At 61.9% G+C, this 16,797-nt stretch carries 13 protein-coding genes and 1 pseudogene; 13 read left to right on the forward strand and 1 reads right to left on the reverse strand.

Features of this window, described 5'->3' with window-relative positions:
* The first annotated feature begins 25 nt into the window (after positions 1 to 25).
* From WH87_RS11180 to WH87_RS11190, 3 genes are read left to right on the forward strand one after another with little or no spacing between them, the layout of a single operon-like run.
* Entirely contained in the window at positions 26 to 1,102 is a 1,077-nt protein-coding gene (locus tag WH87_RS11180) for an ABC transporter ATP-binding protein (RefSeq protein WP_046139092.1), read from the forward strand.
* Between the two features lie 30 nt (positions 1,103 to 1,132).
* A complete protein-coding gene (locus WH87_RS11185; RefSeq protein ID WP_052726410.1) occupies positions 1,133 to 1,999 on the forward strand; it encodes a MurR/RpiR family transcriptional regulator in 867 nt (288 codons plus the stop codon).
* A 38-nt stretch (positions 2,000 to 2,037) separates the two neighbouring features.
* Positions 2,038 to 4,053 carry a family 20 glycosylhydrolase gene (locus WH87_RS11190; RefSeq protein WP_046139091.1) on the forward strand — a complete coding sequence of 672 codons (2,016 nt, stop codon included), beginning with the start codon at positions 2,038 to 2,040 and terminating at the stop codon, positions 4,051 to 4,053.
* 186 nt (positions 4,054 to 4,239) lie between these two features.
* On the opposite strand, the gene WH87_RS11195 is transcribed toward WH87_RS11190, so the two are convergent.
* Entirely contained in the window at positions 4,240 to 5,697 is a 1,458-nt protein-coding gene (locus tag WH87_RS11195; protein ID WP_046139741.1) for a M81 family metallopeptidase, read from the reverse strand.
* 195 nt (positions 5,698 to 5,892) lie between these two features.
* Between WH87_RS11195 and WH87_RS11200 the strand changes: the two genes are divergently transcribed.
* The 10 genes and pseudogenes from WH87_RS11200 (at position 5,893) to WH87_RS11245 (ending at position 16,613) form a co-directional block, all read left to right on the forward strand.
* Positions 5,893 to 6,276, forward strand: coding sequence for a RidA family protein (locus WH87_RS11200; RefSeq protein ID WP_046139090.1), 384 nt, complete (start codon positions 5,893 to 5,895; stop codon positions 6,274 to 6,276).
* Positions 6,277 to 6,286: 10 nt separating this feature from the next.
* Positions 6,287 to 7,066: an SDR family oxidoreductase gene (locus WH87_RS11205; RefSeq protein ID WP_046139089.1), complete on the forward strand. Its 780-nt coding sequence runs from the start codon at positions 6,287 to 6,289 to the stop codon at positions 7,064 to 7,066.
* Positions 7,063 to 8,124 carry a D-TA family PLP-dependent enzyme gene (locus tag WH87_RS11210; protein WP_046139088.1) on the forward strand — a complete coding sequence of 354 codons (1,062 nt, stop codon included), beginning with the start codon at positions 7,063 to 7,065 and terminating at the stop codon, positions 8,122 to 8,124. Before WH87_RS11205 ends, WH87_RS11210 begins: the two co-directional genes overlap by 4 nt.
* Before the next feature lie 33 nt (positions 8,125 to 8,157).
* Positions 8,158 to 8,652: a GNAT family N-acetyltransferase gene (locus WH87_RS11215; protein ID WP_046139087.1), complete on the forward strand. Its 495-nt coding sequence runs from the start codon at positions 8,158 to 8,160 to the stop codon at positions 8,650 to 8,652.
* A gap of 63 nt (positions 8,653 to 8,715) precedes the next feature.
* Positions 8,716 to 9,294, forward strand: a complete 579-nt coding sequence (locus WH87_RS11220; RefSeq protein ID WP_245622377.1) for a DNA-3-methyladenine glycosylase — start codon at positions 8,716 to 8,718, stop codon at positions 9,292 to 9,294.
* A gap of 177 nt (positions 9,295 to 9,471) precedes the next feature.
* Positions 9,472 to 9,645 (forward strand): annotated as a pseudogene (locus tag WH87_RS11225) (plasmid stabilization protein); the annotation flags it as partial.
* Positions 9,646 to 9,743: 98 nt separating this feature from the next.
* Positions 9,744 to 11,588: a DNA helicase RecQ gene (recQ, locus tag WH87_RS11230; protein ID WP_046139085.1), complete on the forward strand. Its 1,845-nt coding sequence runs from the start codon at positions 9,744 to 9,746 to the stop codon at positions 11,586 to 11,588.
* A gap of 121 nt (positions 11,589 to 11,709) precedes the next feature.
* Positions 11,710 to 12,687: a DUF1624 domain-containing protein gene (locus tag WH87_RS11235; protein WP_046139084.1), complete on the forward strand. Its 978-nt coding sequence runs from the start codon at positions 11,710 to 11,712 to the stop codon at positions 12,685 to 12,687.
* Positions 12,688 to 12,861: 174 nt separating this feature from the next.
* Entirely contained in the window at positions 12,862 to 14,718 is a 1,857-nt protein-coding gene (locus WH87_RS11240) for an ABC transporter ATP-binding protein (RefSeq protein WP_046139083.1), read from the forward strand.
* Positions 14,715 to 16,613: an ABC transporter ATP-binding protein gene (locus WH87_RS11245; RefSeq protein ID WP_046139082.1), complete on the forward strand. Its 1,899-nt coding sequence runs from the start codon at positions 14,715 to 14,717 to the stop codon at positions 16,611 to 16,613. The genes WH87_RS11240 and WH87_RS11245 overlap by 4 nt, the downstream gene beginning before the upstream one ends.
* Positions 16,614 to 16,797: the final 184 nt, after the last annotated feature.

A 16,797-nucleotide genomic window follows, 5' to 3' on the forward strand; every position in this document is an offset into this window, starting at 1 on the left:
CCCGCCCTATCTGGAGCCGCGGTCCATGTCCCAGCTGAGCCTTAAGAACCTGCAGAAGTCCTTCAACGAGGCCCATATCATCAAGGGCATCAACCTTGAGGTTTCCGAGGGTGAGTTCGTGGTGTTTGTCGGCCCGTCCGGGTGCGGTAAATCCACCTTGCTGCGCATGATCGCAGGCCTTGAAGATGTGTCCTCCGGCGAGATCGTCATTGGCGGCAACAAGGTCAACGACCTGCCACCCGTGCAGCGCGGCATCGCCATGGTGTTCCAGAGCTACGCGCTCTATCCGCACATGACGGTGTTTGAAAACATCGCTTTCCCGCTCCGCGTCGAGCGTCTGCCCCAGGCTGAAGTCGAGCAGCGCGTCAACGCCGCCGCCAAAGTGCTCCAGCTTGAATCCCGGCTGCAGCAGCGCCCCGGCACCCTGTCGGGCGGTCAGCGCCAGCGCGTCGCCATTGGCCGTGCCATTGTGCGCCAGCCCAAGATTTTCCTGTTTGACGAACCCCTGTCCAACCTCGACGCCGCGCTCCGCTCCGAGATGCGCATCGAGCTGATGGAGCTGCACAAGCGGCTGGGGTCCACCATGATCTACGTGACCCACGATCAGGTTGAAGCCATGACCATGGCCGACAAGATCGTGGTGCTCGACGCCGGGACCATCTCGCAGGTTGGCTCGCCGCTCGAGCTGTATCACCGCCCCGACAATCTCTTCGTCGCCGGCTTTATCGGTAGCCCCAAGATGAATTTCATCAGCGGCACAGTGATTGGTTCGGACGGCAGCACGATCAATGTCGATCTCGGCGCATTGGGCACCATCGCCCTGCCACGCACCACCAAGATTGGCGCCGGCCAGCAGGTTACGCTGGGCATTCGTCCCGAGCATCTGCGTCTGGGCAAGGGCGAGTTCTCGCTCAGTGTCACGCCAAAGATCGTCGAGCATCTGGGCATCCATACCGTCACCTATTCCACCCTGCCGGCGGGCGAAAACTTCGTTGGGCTTTATGAAGGTGACCCCAAGGTCAATGAAAGCGAAGCCCATGACGTTGGTTTCGCCCTGTCTCAGGCGCACCTCTTTGACCAGGCGGGTCTGGCGATCTACTAAGCCGGACCACCCCGCCCTCAGGAGAGCCTTATGCTGGACATCGTCGGCCTGTTGCAGACCGAAAAGAACGAGTTCACGCGCTCCGAACGGGCGTTGACCGAGATCGTGCTGGCGGACGTCGATAGTGTGCTCAAGATGAGTATTGTCGACCTCGCCGCACAGGCCGATGTGTCCCCGCCCACCGTCACCCGCTTCTGTCGCCGCCTCGGTTGCGACAGCTATGCCGATTTCAAGGTGCGGCTGGCGCAGTCCCGCTTTGTTGGGCAGCGCTATTTCGCGCCCACAGCGGGGCCATCGAGCGTGCGCGAGATCGCCCAGGGCGTGGTCAACGCCATCCAGTCCACCATCTACGAAACCTTCGACCATCTCGATTTCGATGCCATCGAGCGCGCCGCCGAAAGTATCGTGAAGGCCAGTTTCGTGCTGTCTTATGGCTCGGGCGGTTCGTCCTCCATGGTGGCGGCTGAAACCGAAGTGCGGCTGTTCCGCCTGGGCATCAAGATCGCCTCGTCGATGGACCATCAGGTGCAGCTGATGCGCGCGGCGTCGTCGCCCACCGGCACGGTGATCATCGCCTTCTCGCTCAGCGGCAATAATCTGCCGCTGGCCAAGGCGCTGGCGGTGGCCGGGGAATATGGGCTGACGCGCATCGTGCTGACGCGCTCGGGCTCGCCGCTGGCCGAATATGCCGATGTGCTGCTGCCCATCGATCGCAGCGAAAACAACGACATCCTGCAGCCAACATCCAGTCGCTACGCGTTTTTGGCGACCGTCGACATTCTCGCGCAGACCGTTGCGACGCGGCTCGGGCCGCCCGCCATCGCCAGCATGCGGCGCATCAAGCATCAGCTCGTCGTCAATCGCGACGGCGAGGATACCCAACCGCTCGGCGATTAGTCGCCGCTTCTTTCAACCATCAGTTTCCGGACGCTGCCATGACGACGCCAAGACTTTCGCTCACGACCCATTGGACGCCCGCCAGCGACGCCGCTCCGCTCGCCTACAGCCTCAAGCTCACCAATAATGGTGACGAGGCGATCAGCGATTTCACGCTGTCCTTCTCCGGTCCCGCCCGCATCGATCCACTGGCGACTATTGAGAATGGTACGCTGCTGGTGCGCCTCTCCAACCACACGGAAGCCGCGCCACCCGAAGGCTTTGTGCTGAAGCCCGGCGAGACCTGGGAGCTGACCTTCCGTGGCCTCAGCTGGCCGCTGCGTCACTGGCAGGATGGCGCCAACGGCGCCTATGTCGTGCTGGCCGATGGATCTACCGTCACCATCCCGGTTGCGCCAACCCACGCCACAGGCAATAATGCGCCGCTGCGCAAGGGCTCGACGCGCTACAAGATCCCCGGCAAGGCTCCGGTGTCCGTGTCCATCGTGCCATGGCCAAAGTCCGTCGCCACCACGGGCGCACGCACTACGCCAGTGGGCTTTGAGCTGCAGCCGCAGGGCGATCTGGCAGGAAATGTCGCTGCCGCCTTTGCCCGTCTCGTCGATGACCTCTTCCCCGTCGAAGGCATTGTCCGCCCCGCCTCGCAGGCCGGCTTTCCGGTCAAGCTGGTGGAAAAAGCTGGCTTCGCTCCGGAAGCCTATGAGGTCACCTTCGCCGTCGACGACGTCACCGTCACTGCTTCGACCCATGCGGGCCTGCTCTATGGCCTGATCACCCTGGGTCAGGTGCTGCGCGGCGCGCTGCAATACCCGCAAACCTTCGTCTTCCCCACGGGCGGCACCATCAGCGACGAGCCCGGTTTCCGCTTCCGCGGCACCCATCTCGACGTCGCGCGCCAGTTCTATTCCGCTGCCGAAGTGAAGCGCCTGCTGAAGCTGCTGGCCTGGAACAAGATGAACCGCTTCCACTGGCATTTGAGCGAGGACGAAGCCTGGCGCGTTGAGATCGACGCCTATCCGCAGCTGACCGAAATCGGCGCCTGGCGCGGCCACGGCAAGGCATTGCCGCCGCTGCTGGGCTCGGGACCACACCCCACCGGCGGCTTTTACTCAAAAGCCGTGATCCGCGAGATCGTGCAGCTCGGTCAGGATCTGGGTATCCAGATCATCCCCGAGATCGACATTCCCGGCCACAGCTACGCCACGCTTCAGGCACTGCCGCATCTGCGCGATCCCAACGAGATCGGCGAGTACCAGTCGGTGCAGGGCTTCCCCAATAACAGCCTCAACCCAGCCTATGAGCCGGTTTATGAGTTCATCGACACGGTGGTCGGGGAAGTGCTTGAGCTGTTCCCGGGCGGTATTTTCCACCTCGGCGCCGACGAAGTGCCGCTGGCGGCATGGTCCGGTTCGCCCCTGGCGCTGGACCTCCTGGAAAAGCTCGCTGGTCCTGCCATGCGCAAGAAGCACGAAGCCCAGCTTAACAAGCTTGGCAATCATGGTGGCGCCGACGAAATCGAAGGCTCGCCGACGGCCATCCTGCAGGCCGAATTTATTCGCCGCGTGCACCAGATCATCGCCTCCAAGGGCGCAGTGACCGGCGGCTGGGAAGAGACTGCGCATGGCGACGTGGTCGACAAGGCCAAGACCTATCTCGTGGGTTGGCGCAATGTGGAGATCAACCGGGCGCTTGCGGCGCGTGGCTATGACATCGTCGTCTCTCCCGGTCAGCGGTATTACCTCGACATGGCCAACTCCACCGATTGGGCCGAGCCGGGCGCTGCCTGGGCGGGAAATTCCAACGCGCAGGAAACCTATGAGTTCGAGCCACGCGATGGCTGGAACGAGGAAGAGCTGTCCCACCTGCTGGGGATCCAGAGCTGCATCTGGAGCGAGTCCATGACCGACCGGGCAATCTTTGACCGCCTCGTCTTCCCGCGCATTTCCGCCATCGCGGAATCCGGCTGGACCCTGCCTGAGCGCAAGAGCTGGAAGCGGTTTGAAGCGCTGGTTGGCCTGATGCCAATTCTTTACGGGAACTGGTCGGAAGACTGAGTTTCTTATTCTCCGACAACGCAATCGTCACCCTCGGGTCGAGCCCGAGGGTGACGAGCGGTGTGGAGCAAAGTTCACCGTCCAACCACAACGTCATTCCCGCGAAAGCGGGAATCCCCCTGGCGATGTGAAGGGAGATTCCCGCTTTCGCGGGAATGACACTGTGGCTGAAAAGAAGTGTGGGCCTCAGGCCCAGGGGTTCTCCACCATCGGCCAGATGTCGCGACGCGCCTTGCGATAGGGCGTGGTGGCGGGCGTGTTCGGATAGGGCTTGCCGGCCGCGCAGTAGATGATCTCCGAGGCGATCTTGGAGAACGAGTCATAGAAATGGTTGGTCGACTTGATCAGCAGGATCTTGCGCGATGTCGGGTCGATCCCCAGCGCCGAGAACAGGCTGGGGTCAAAGCTCTGGGCGCGGGTGGAGTTGAGGATCACATCGATCCCGTCAAAGCTGATCCAGGCCGCATCGCCGAACGGGGCAAAGCTTTCGCCAAACTTCATTTCAGCATTGGCGACCAGCTTGCGCACGGTGACGATCTTGTCGATGGGGCTGCCAGTGAGCGGCGCTGACTTGGCGCCAAAGCGCAGCGGGATCTCGGCGCCTTCGCCAGCGGCCATGCAGATCTGCACCGCAATCGGGTCCCAGATTGTGCCCACGGCCACATCGGTCACGCCCTGTGCGATCAGCTCTGCAAGAACCACAGTGGCGTCGCCCGCCGTGCCGCCACCGGGATTGTCCCAGACATCGGCAATCACCACGGGCCCCTTGGGCGCGGCGACGGCGGCAGTGACCGCCGTCTTTTCATCGACCTGCGCCACCATGAAGGTGCCGCGCATGGAGAAGAGGTCCCGGCCCAGCTTTTCAGCCAGAGCCGCGCCCTGCGCCGCCGCATTGTCGGTGACGGCAATGATCTTGGTGCCCATTTCGGGCACGTCGCCGGCCATAAAACCGTGGATGACCGAAAGCGACAGCACATCCGGTTCGGACTTTTCCAGCGCATAGAGCTGGTCGACAAAGCCGCGCATCGGCTGCTTGGAGGTGGGGAACACGTCGATCATGCGGCAATCGAACACCGACATGACGGGCGTGATTTCCTTGGTCAGTGCCCGCACGGCAATCGACCACAGATCGCGGGCGCGATCGACGAAGTCGGTGTGTGGAAACTCCTTGAACACGACGAAGAAATTGGCGGCTGCGACGCGCTTGGCGGTCAGGTGGCTGTGCGGGTCGAGCTCGGCACAGATCAGAACGTCAGGCCCGACAATGTCGCGCACGCGGGACAGGAAATCGCCCTCGGGGTCATCATAGCCCTGCGCCACCATAGCGCCATGCAGGCCCAACACCACGCCATCAACAGGCAAGGCGGCTTGCAGCTGCTCGAGGATTTCATCGCGCAGATATTCATAGGTGCTGCGTGCCACAAGACCTGCGGGGTCGGCCCAGCTCGAGCTGCCCTCGATCAGCGTCCAGCCCAATTGCCCACACACTTCGCGGCCCACGGTGATCGGCGCGGTGCACAGCGTCGGCGTCACCGGATGCTGACCAGGGCCGGCATAAAGCGATGCCTCAAAGGCCCGCCGGTCAATGGCGATGGGGGAAAAGGTATTGGTCTCGGTGGCCAGAGCGGCGGTAAACACGCGCACGACAGTCTCGCAATTTGGCTTAAGCGGAAATGGGTTGCCGACATGGCTGCCCAATAGGAGGCTAGCATAGCTTAAAGCCATCAATCACGTAAGAAATTTACAGAAAATGTGCCATTTGGCGCGGCGCGCGGCGAAAATTTGCGCAATACTGGTTGAATTAAGAAACTGGCTTACAAAAACTCGAGGGAGAGACACATGCCGATCAAGCGTTATGGTGCTGAAAAAGCTGGTGCCGGTGGTCAAAACCTGCCCTTCGCGCGCGCTGTGGAAGCGGGCGGGTGGCTACATGTGTCGGGGCAAGTTGCCATGAAGGACGGCGAGATCGTTCATGACGGCATTGTCGAGCAGACGCATCTGACGATCCAGAACGTCATCGCCATCCTGACTGAGGCTGGCTATGGGCTCGAACATGTGGTCCGCTGCGGTGTCTGGCTGGATGATCCGCGCGACTTCTGGAGCTTCAACGCCGTCTACAAGAGCTATTTCGGCGAGCATCCGCCAGCCCGTGCCTGCGTGCAGAGCCACATGATGGTGGACTGCAAAGTGGAAATCGACTGCATCGCCTATAAGGGACCTTAGGGGATCTGCCATGAGTGACACTGTGTTCGGCCTGAAAGGCAAAACCGTATTGATCAGCGGCGCGGGGGGCGGCATTGGCCGCTCACTGGTCCTTGCCTTCCAGAATGCGGGCGCCATCGTCGATGGAGCGGACCGCGAGGCGTCAATGCTCGATGGGCTTGGTGTGCGCCATCAGGTGCTGTTCGATCAGGCCGATCCAGCGGGCACCCGCGCGGCGATCAAACACTACCTTGCCAAGGCGGGTACCCCAGACGCAGTGGTGTCAAATGCCGGGTTTACCCGTGCGGAAACGCTTGACCAGATTGCCAGCGACGATGTCTGGGAGTCAGAGGTCAATATCAACCTCAATGGCGCCTATGCCATGACCGACCCGATCGTTCAGGCAATGGCCGCACGAGGCAAGGGCGCGCTGGTGTTCATCTCCTCGGTCAACGCCATCGCCCACTATGGTAACCCGGCTTATTCGGCGGCGAAGGCTGGCCTTGTTGCTTATGCCAAGGCCATTGCGGTGGAGCGTGGCGGGCAGGGCGTGCGCGCCAATGTGATCTGTCCCGGTTCGGTCCGCACCCCGGCATGGGATCACCGGCTGGAAGCCGACCCAGCGCTGCTTGATGGCGTGCTGCCGCATTATCCTTTGGGTCGCATGGTGTTGCCCATGGAAGTGGCCAATGCGGCGGTGTTTTTCTGCTCTGATGCGGCTTCGGGGATCACCGGCACCGTATTGCCGGTTGACGCAGGGCTGACAGCTGGCAATCTGCGTTTTGTTGACGATGTCTTGAGGGGCAAATGACCGATTTTTCTGAACTCGATACGCCCGCTGTCCTGATCGACGTCGACCGCGTCGATGCCAACCTCAAGCGCGTCCAGTACTATGCCGACAGCCATAGGCTGAAACTGCGGCCCCATATCAAGACCCACAAGCTGCCCCGCTTTGCCAAGCGCGCCATTGATCTGGGCGCCATTGGCATCACAGTGCAGAAGCTGGGCGAGGCCGAGGTGATGGCCGATGCCGGCATCACCGAAATCTTCATGCCCTACAATATCATCGGCGCAGCCAAGCTGGCGCGGCTGAAGGCGCTGGCGAGCCGAGTCAATATCTCGGTGACGGCGGACAGCGAGCAAACCGTGGCAGGGCTGTCCGCGACCTTTGCCGATGCGAGCAAGCCGCTGCTGGTGCTGGTCGAATGCGACACCGGCATGGGACGCTGTGGTGTGCAGAGCCCTGCCGCCGCCGTGGCGCTGGCACAGAAGATTGCCGCATCGCCCGGCCTGCGCTTTGGCGGGCTGATGACCTATCCGGCGGCCGGGCTGGTCGAGGCCAATGCGGCCTGGCTCGCTGCAGCCAAGCAGGCTTTGGCCGATGCAGGGCTGCCTGCGCCCATCGTGTCCAATGGCGGAACGCCCGATATCTGGCGCGCCCATGAGGTGAAGGCCGCGACCGAGCATCGCCCCGGCACCTATATTTATATGGACCGCTTTCAGGTCTCCAAGGGCGTTGGCGGCTTTGCCGACTGCGCGCTGACTGTATTGGCGACCGTCGTCAGCCGCCCCACCGAAGACCGCGCCATTATCGATGCCGGGTCCAAGGCGCTGACCAGCGATACGCTGGGCATGGCCGGTTTTGGCCTGATCGAGGCCTATCCTGACGCGGTGATTGTGGGGCTGAGCGAAGAGCATGGTACCATCGATCTCAGTGCCTGCGCGACCAAGCCCAAGATTGGCGAAAAAATCCGCATCATCCCCAACCATGCCTGCGTGGTTAGCAACCTGTTCGCAACGGTGACGCTGATTTCCAATGGCGCGGTGGTGGAAACCGTGCCGGTTGCCGCGCGAGGACGCGTCGACTGACGTTGACTGTGTTGAGGGGGAGAGAGCTCGACCATGACTGATCTGCTTGTCCGACTATACGATCTGCCGGTGTTTGAGGCGGAGGCCAAGGTGGCGGCTGCCGGAATTGTGGTGCGCCGCGCCATCGCGCCTGAGGGCCATGTGATCCTTGATTGGATCGGCAAGCATTTCCACCGCACCTGGGTGAGCGAGGCCACAAAGGGCCTGGCGCAGAACCCGGTGACGACCTGGATCGCGGTCAAGGACGGCAAGCTGCTGGGGTTTGCCTGCCATGACACCACGGCCAAGGGGTTCTTTGGGCCGACCGGTGTTGATGCCGAAGCGCGCGGGCAGGGGATCGGCGAGGCACTGCTGATTGCCACGCTGCGCGGGATGCGCGAAGCCGGTTACGGCTATGCCGTGATCGGCGATCCCGGTCCTGTGGCGTTTTATCAGAAGCGGCTCGACGCGCTGGAAATCCCGAACTCCAAGCCCGGGGTTTATGCCGGGATGCTGCGCGGCGAACAGGATGGGCCGATGCCGGAGTGAAGGGGAGGCGCGGTTGGGTGGGATCGTTTATTGCTCACACAGAATCTCTGACGCGGATCGAACGTGCCCCAGTCCAATTCCATCCCACCCAGCTTCTTTGATCGTCCCGTTCTCGACGTTGCCCGCGACCTCATCGGCACGACGCTCCTTGTCGATGGCGTGGGCGGGATGTTGGTGGAGGTGGAGGCCTATGAGCCATCCGATCCGGCCTCGCACAGCTTTCGTGGCCCCACCCCGCGCAATGCGGCGATGTTCGGCCCGCCCGGCCATGCCTATGTCTACAAAATCTACGGCATTCATTGGTGCTTGAACTTTGTCTGCCAGACGGGCAGTGCCGTGTTAATCCGGGCGCTGGAGCCGACTGAGGGTATTGATCGCATGGCTAACCGCCGCGGAGGGTTGGGCATCCGTCAGCTATGCTCAGGTCCGGGCAAGCTGTGTCAGGCGCTGGATGTCAGCATCGCGCAAAACGGCCTGCCGCTCGATGCGCCCCCTTTTCAACTGCTCGCGCGCGATGCCGAACATGACATTGCCACCGGCCCGCGGATCGGACTGACCAAGGGTGTCGAGACGCCCTGGCGCTTTGTGCGTAATGGATCGCGGTTCCTCAGCAAGCCATTGCGACCGATCACAACCGGCTGAATTTGGGAACAATCCCGGCGCCGGGCGGTTTTGTCTGTGTAGGCGCAGGCGCGCGTCAACCGGACACGGTGGCAGAGGGAACGGGTTGGTTTTTCCGGTTTCCCGACCCGGCCAACGAAACGGCAGCCGAGCCCTTATCCCACCCGCGCCGCGTCTCGCTGACACGAGGAGACGACAATGCCCCAAGGTGACAAGTCCGCCTATACCGATAAGCAGAAGCGCAAGGCCGCCCACATTGCCGAAGGCTATGAGGATAAAGGCGTTTCGGACAAGGAGGCTGAGGCTCGCGCTTGGGCCACCGTCAACAAGGAAGATGGTGGCGGCAAGAAATCCGGCTCCGGCCGCGCCAAGGCACACTGACAAAACAGCAACATGCACCACTAAGCGCTGTGGTGTGCACCCTGTGAGTTGCGCGGACATTGACCGTGTGATTCAAGGTCAGGGTGAGCATGACCGAGTCGAGCGCAGACCTTTTCCAGCCAATCGTGGGGCCCCGCGCCCGCGATCCCTTGGCTGTGCTGCGCGATGTTTTCGGCCATCGCAGCTTCCGCGGTCAGCAGGATGAAGTGGTCCGGCATCTGGTGGATGGTGGCGACGCTGTCGTGCTGTTCCCCACCGGCGCCGGCAAATCCATGTGCTACCAGATCCCGGCCATTTGCCGGCGCGGTGTGGGCATCGTGATTTCCCCGCTGATCGCGCTGATGCGCGATCAGGTGGAAGCCCTCAAGCAGGCTGGTGTGGCGGCGGCAGCGCTCAATTCGTCGTTGACGCAGGAAGAGTCCTTCGATGTGCGCCGCCAGTTGCGCAATGGCGAACTCGACCTGCTCTATGTGGCGCCCGAACGTGTGGCGACGCCGGGCTTTGCCAATATGCTGTCGGGCATCGAGATTGCGCTGTTTGCCATCGATGAGGCCCATTGCGTGAGCCAGTGGGGCCATGATTTCCGCCCCGAATATCGCGAGCTGAGCCGCCTCACCGAGCTATTCCCCGGCGTGCCGCGCATTGCGCTGACCGCCACTGCCGATCCCACCACACGCGAAGATATTATCGAGCGGCTGGGGCTGGACGATGCGCGGGTGTTCACCACCAGCTTTGATCGGCCCAATATCTCCTATTCCATCGTTGAACGCGACAAGGCGCGCGATCAGCTGCTGAGCTTTCTGGCCGCGCACAAGGGCAGCTCGGGCATTGTCTATTGCCTCAGCCGTGCCAAGGTTGAGGACGTTGCCGACTGGCTGAGCAGCAAGGGCATTCCGGCGCTGCCCTATCACGCAGGCATGTCCCCCGAGCGGCGCAGCGCCAATCAGGACGCGTTCCTCAAGGATGACAATATCTGCATGGTGGCCACGGTCGCCTTCGGCATGGGCATCGACAAGCCCGACGTGCGCTATGTGGCGCATATGGATCTGCCAGCCTCCATCGAAGCTTATTATCAGGAAACCGGCCGCGCCGGTCGCGATGGCCAGCCGTCTGATGCCTGGATGAGCTATGGCATGGCCGACGTCGTGCAGCGTCGCCGCATGATCGACGAGGGCAACGCTCCAGATGAGGTCAAGCGCCTCGAGCACGGCAAGCTCAATGCTCTGCTGGGTGTCTGCGAGACGGCGGAATGCCGTCGCAAGGCGATCCTCAATCACTTCGGCGAAGCCCATCCCGGCAATTGCGGCAATTGCGATACGTGCCGCTCGCCGGTGGAAAGCTGGGACGGCACAGAAGCCGCCATCAAGGCGCTGGCCGCGATCTATCGCACCGGCATGCGCTTTGGCGGCGCCCATATCGTTGATGTGTTGATGGGCAAGGCGACCGAAAAGGTCGAACGTTTCGGGCATCAGAACCAGCCGGTCTTCGGGCAGGGCAGGGATCTCGACTCCAAGTCCTGGCAGTCGGTGTTACGTCAGTTGACTGCGTCCGGGTTGATCGTGGTCGATCACGGCAATCATGGTGCGCTGACGCTGGGCGAAGGGGCACGGGCGGTGTTCAAGCGCGAACGCGCGGTGATCCTGCGCAAGGATCGCCCCCGCAAGTCCGTCGAAGTGCGGCGCTCGCTTGAGCGTATCGCCGATGTTCCCGACCATGCGCGGCCGATTTTTGAGGCCCTGCGCGAAGAGCGTACGCGTCTCGCCAAGCTGCAGGGTGTGCCGCCCTATGTCATTTTCCACGACAACACGCTGCGCGCCATGGCGCTGGCCCAACCGCGCCATCCCCATGATATGCTGAACCTGCCCGGCGTCGGTCAGGCCAAGCTCGACCGTTACGGCGACGCCTTTTTGGCAGTGTTGGCAAAGGTGATTTGATGGACGACCTCGTGGTTCGACAGGCTCACCATGAGGTCTACCGCGGTCGCAGTAGCTCGGCAGACCTCATCCTGAGCTCGTCGAAGGACGAGGTCGTGGCACACAAGCAAGGCGCAGTCCCATGACCGATACAATCAAGTCTCCCCGCTTTGCCGTTGTCGACATTGCCCGGGGCGTCGCGATCATTGCGATGATCGCCTATCACCTGTGCTGGGACCTCAGCTACTTCCGCTTCATCGAAGCCAATGTCGGCTACGATCCGCAATGGGTGTTCATTGCGCGCAGCATTCTGTCGGTCTTCCTGTTCCTTGTGGGCGTTGGGCTGGTGCTGGGCCATGGCAAGGGAATTCGCTGGGCTGCGTTCTGGCGGCGCTGGGTGTGGGTGGCGGCGGGTGCGTTGGTCATCACCATTGCCACCTGGTTCGCCTTCCCCGACAGCTTTGTCTATTTCGGCGTGCTGCATGCCATTGCACTGTTTTCCATTCTGGCGCTGCCATTCCTGCGCGCGCCGCTATGGCTGGTGATCATCGTCGCGCTTGCGGTGATCGGGGTGCATTTCGTCTTCACCGATCCGTTGTTTAACGAGAAGGCATGGTCCTGGCTCGGCTTCTGGCAAATCCCGCCGCCTGCCAATGACCTGGTTCCGGTGTTCCCATGGTTCGGTGCGGTGCTGGTTGGGGTGATTGCAACCCGTCTGGTGCTGGCCTCATCGTTGGCTGGTAAGCTCCTCGCCATTCAGCCCACGGGACGGTTCGCGCGCCTGCTGACCACGATGGGGCGTTGGAGCCTCTTGATCTATGTGCTGCACCAGCCGCTGCTGCTGGCTGTGCTGTTCCCGCTGGCGCAGGTGACCCATCCAGAGATCGCCATGCGCAGCACCGATTTCATGAACTCGTGCCAGCAGTCCTGCGTTGATAGTGGCACCGATGCCAAGCTCTGCGTCACCTACTGCCAGTGCGGCCTGGAGAACGTTGAAACCAACGATCTGTGGGAGCCCATTTTTACCGGCACCATCACGCCCGAAGTGCAGACCCAGCTCGATGCCAGCAACCGGCAATGTTCGGCACTGATCTATCCGGAGCTCAATTCCAGCCCTTAGCGGCGATATTGCGCCATCCCGTCTCATACTTTGTGATTTTTGCCCAAAATCGGTCTTGAATGGTACGGCGAATGGGCGTTCATTGTTTTCGCGAGTTGATTTGTCCGGGCTGCGCCTAGTGTTGGCTCCGTGCCGGTTCGGACCCCACATACAAATTGAAGTCTGGATACTTCCTTGACCACCGACAAGGCTGGCCGCGTCCATTCACGCGGCGATGCACGTGCACATGTGGCTGCTGCCCATGCTGGTAAGGGCCAAGGCCCACTGCTGCGGATTTCCCTCTATTCGCTGCGCCACCCCTGGCAGGCCTCGGCCGCCATCGGCGCGACAATCGTGGCCTCGGTGCTGCAATTGCTCATTCCTCGGCTTTTGGGGCACGCCATCGATCAGGCGCAGGACGTGTTGAGCGTTGGCGCGGCGGGGGCGGAACAGGCGCTATTCTGGAGCGCCATGCTGCTGCTGGGCCTGTCGGTGGCGCGCGGCATCTTCACCCTGCTGCAGAACTACTATTCGGAATCGGTCGGCCACCACGTTGGTTATGAGCTGCGCCTTGCCTTTTACGACAAGGTGCAACGGCTGCCCTATGCCTATCACGACAAGGTCCATACTGGTGATCTCATCACCATGGGCCTGCTCGATCTGGACGGCGTGCGCATGTTCTTTTCGACCGGCCTCGTGCGTGTGGTGCTGCTCTCGGTGCTGATCGGGGTGGGCGCCTATATGCTGCTCAGCACCGATTTTGTGCTGGGCCTATTGGCGCTGAGCTTTGTGCCCTTCGTTGCCTGGCGCTCGTCGGTGGCGCAGCTGACATTGCGCGCCACCTGGATCATGCTGCAGGACAAGCTGTCTGCACTGACCCGGGTGATGGAAGAAAACCTCGGCGGCATCCGCGTCGTACGAGCGTTCTCTGGCCAGAAGTTCGAGCTCGCCAAGTTCGACGTCGCCAGCAAGGAGGCGCTCGAGCTGTCTCATGAACGGGTCGGCATTCGCGTGCGCAACACCTCGGCCATGACCTTCTCGTTCTTTGCGGCCATGGGCCTCGTGCTCTGGTTCGGCGGCAATAAGGTGATCGCGGGCGAAATGAGCGTTGGTACGCTCGCATCGTTCCTCACCTTCATGACGATCCTGCAGATGCCGGTGCGCCAGCTCGGCCTGATGGTGAACTCCTTCGCGCGCGCCTCGATCTGTGGCGACCGCCTGTTCGGGTTCCTCGATGAACCCATTTCGATCGCCGATGAACCCGGCGTGCCAGACCTCAAGGTCACCAAGGGCACGCTCAAGTTTGACAATGTCAGCTTCACCTATCCCGGCGCCAATCATCCGACGCTCGATGGCGTTAGCTTTGAGGCCCATGCGGGCGAAACCATCGGCATCGTCGGCGCGCCCGGTGCGGGCAAGTCGACGCTGGCCCATCTCATTCCGCGCTTCTACGATGTCAGTGGTGGCCACATCACCATCGACGGGCAGGACGTGAGCAAGGTGTCGCTGCAGTCGTTGCGTCGCTCGGTCGCCGTGGTGCAGCAGGACAGCTTCCTCTTCACCACCACTATCGAAAACAACATTGCCTATGGCGATCCCTGGTCCAAGGAGACCAAGATCGAAAAGGCCGCCGAAAGCGCGCAGCTGCACAATTACATCATGGGTCTGCCAGCCGGTTATGACACCGTGGTGGGCGAGCGTGGCGTGTCACTGTCGGGCGGGCAGCGCCAGCGACTGTCGATTGCGCGCAGTCTCGTGCTCAAGCCTGCGGTCATGGTGTTCGACGATTCCACGGCGGCTATCGACGCGGGCACTGAACACCGCATTCGCAGCGCCATCCGCCGCTATGCCAAGGACCGCGTGACGCTGGTGATCAGCCATCGCCTGAGCTCGCTCCTGCATGCCGACCGCATCCTGTTCCTCGACAATGGCAAGATCGTCGAAGAGGGCAGCCACGAGGAATTGCTGGCTGCCGGAGGTCGTTATCGGGCGCTGTATGATCTGCAGACCCGCCCCACCGAAGACATCGAAATGGGGAGCGCAGCCCAATGAGTGCGATTGAGGAAGAAGACCGCGAAGTCGCAGCCTTTCCCGGCCAGCGTCCGCCGCGCGCCAGCGTGGGCAGCCATCGCATCGAAGAAGAAGTCTTCGGCAAGGCCTATGACCCCAAAACGGTCCGACGCATCTGGGCGTTCGTGAAGCCCTACCAGACCAAGATCTATATCTCGGTCGGCGCTGTTCTGGTGTTTACCGCCACCCAGCTTGCCATTCCCCTGATCATCGGCCGCGCCATCGATAGCGGCATGACCCAGGGCGGCAACACGACCAATCTGCTGTGGGCCATGGTGGCCTTTGCCGTGGCGGTGCTCTTCAACTTCGCTGCCTCCTATGTGCAGGAAACCGAAGTCGGCAAGGTGGCCGAGAACGTGCTGTTCGATATGCGCCGGGCCATGTTCGCCCAGCTGCAGCGCGTGTCGCTCAGCTTTATGGACAAGACCGAAGTCGGCCGCCTGATGAGCCGCTTGCAGGGTGACGTGAACTCCATGCAGGAGTTTCTGGAAACCTCGGTGATCTCCGTCGGTGACGTCGTGCTGCTGATCGGCATCGTCGTCGTCCTGCTGACGCTTGATTTCCGGCTGGGCCTTTTGACGCTGTCCACCATGCCCATCCTGTTCATCGTGCGCATCTTCTGGCTGCCACCCGCCAAGCGCGCCTTCTGGGCTGCACACGAGACCAACTCGATCACGGCCGGTGCCATGGCCGAGGGCATCAATGGCGTGCGGACCGTGCAGAACTTGGACCGCCAGAAGGTCAATTTCGATCTCTATGACGACAAGGCCTACAATAATCTGCTGACCCAGCTGACCGGTTCCCGCTATGCGCAGGTCATGGTGCCGATTGTCGATAGCCTCACCGGCATCGCCATGGCGACCGTGGTGGTTGTCGGTGGCTCGCTGGTGCTCAATGGCGGGCTGGAAATCGGCGTCATCGTCGCGTTCCTGTTCTACATCCAGCGCTTCTTCGATCCGATCCGCTCGCTGACCATGCAGTATTCGATCATGCAGCGCGCCATGACCTCGGGCCGTCGCATCACCGAAGTGCTCGACGTGCCGGTGTCGATTGCCGACAAGCCTGACGCCGTGACGCTGACTCGCGATATGGATGGCTCGGTCGAGTTCAAGAACGTCACCTTCGGCTACCGTGAAGACAATCCGGTGCTCAAGAATGTGAGCTTTCTGGTCAAGCCAGGCGAGACGGTGGCTCTGGTGGGGCCCACCGGCTCGGGCAAGACCAGCGCGATGTCCCTGGTGCACCGGTTCTATGAGGTGCAGTCCGGTGCCGTAATGGTGGGCGGGCACGACGTGCGCGACATCACCCAGGAATCGCTGGGCGAACAGGTCGCCATGGTGCTGCAGGAGCCGTTCCTGTTCACCGGCTCGGTGTTCGACAACATCCGCTACAACAAGACCTCGGCGACGCTGGACGATGTGATCGCGGCGTCCAAGGCCGTGGGTGCGCATGAGTTCATCTCGCGTCTGCCCGGCGGCTATGACAGCGTTCTCGAACAGCGCGGCGCCAACCTGTCGCTCGGCCAGCGGCAATTGCTGAGCTTTGCCCGGGCTCTGGTGGCTGATGCCAAAATCCTGGTGCTCGACGAAGCAACCGCCAATATCGATAGCTACACCGAACGGCAAATCCAGAAGGCTCTTCTCACCTTGCTCGAAGGCCGCACCGGCATGGTCATAGCCCATCGCCTCGCCACCATCCGTGGCGCCGACCGTATCATCGTGCTGCAGAACGGCGAGCTGATCGAAACCGGCAATCATGACGAGCTGATGGAGAAGGGCGGGCTCTATTCCAAACTCTACAACATGAACTATGCCAGCTTCGACGACATCCCCGATGAAGTCGTGGCGCAAGCCAATGCCAAGGCTGCGAGCACCTGAGCCATCCACTCACGACTCCTCCCCCTGAGCCGGGGAGGAGTAGAGCCGAGTTGGGCAATCAGTAGACCTCACCATGAGGTCTGTTGCAGCCTCCAAAAACTCCGTCCGCGCTGTAGTCCGGTGATTTGGCAAGGGGTATGCACCGCCCGCTAATCTGCTAACGTGCCCGGGAAATCGGAGTACC

This window comes from Devosia epidermidihirudinis (genome assembly GCF_000971295.1).
Classification (GTDB): Bacteria; Pseudomonadota; Alphaproteobacteria; order Rhizobiales; family Devosiaceae; genus Devosia; species Devosia epidermidihirudinis.

Coding starts and splice junctions, on each gene's coding strand:
- WH87_RS11185 (WP_052726410.1), top strand. CDS start 1,133: ATGCTGGACATCGTCGGCCTGTTGCAGACCGAAAAGAACGAGTTCACG.
- WH87_RS11235 (WP_046139084.1), top strand. CDS start 11,710: ATGACCGATACAATCAAGTCTCCCCGCTTTGCCGTTGTCGACATTGCC.
- WH87_RS11215 (WP_046139087.1), top strand. CDS start 8,158: ATGACTGATCTGCTTGTCCGACTATACGATCTGCCGGTGTTTGAGGCG.
- WH87_RS11245 (WP_046139082.1), top strand. CDS start 14,715: ATGAGTGCGATTGAGGAAGAAGACCGCGAAGTCGCAGCCTTTCCCGGC.
- WH87_RS11200 (WP_046139090.1), top strand. CDS start 5,893: ATGCCGATCAAGCGTTATGGTGCTGAAAAAGCTGGTGCCGGTGGTCAA.
- WH87_RS11205 (WP_046139089.1), top strand. CDS start 6,287: ATGAGTGACACTGTGTTCGGCCTGAAAGGCAAAACCGTATTGATCAGC.
- WH87_RS11210 (WP_046139088.1), top strand. CDS start 7,063: ATGACCGATTTTTCTGAACTCGATACGCCCGCTGTCCTGATCGACGTC.
- recQ (WP_046139085.1), top strand. CDS start 9,744: ATGACCGAGTCGAGCGCAGACCTTTTCCAGCCAATCGTGGGGCCCCGC.
- WH87_RS11180 (WP_046139092.1), top strand. CDS start 26: ATGTCCCAGCTGAGCCTTAAGAACCTGCAGAAGTCCTTCAACGAGGCC.
- WH87_RS11190 (WP_046139091.1), top strand. CDS start 2,038: ATGACGACGCCAAGACTTTCGCTCACGACCCATTGGACGCCCGCCAGC.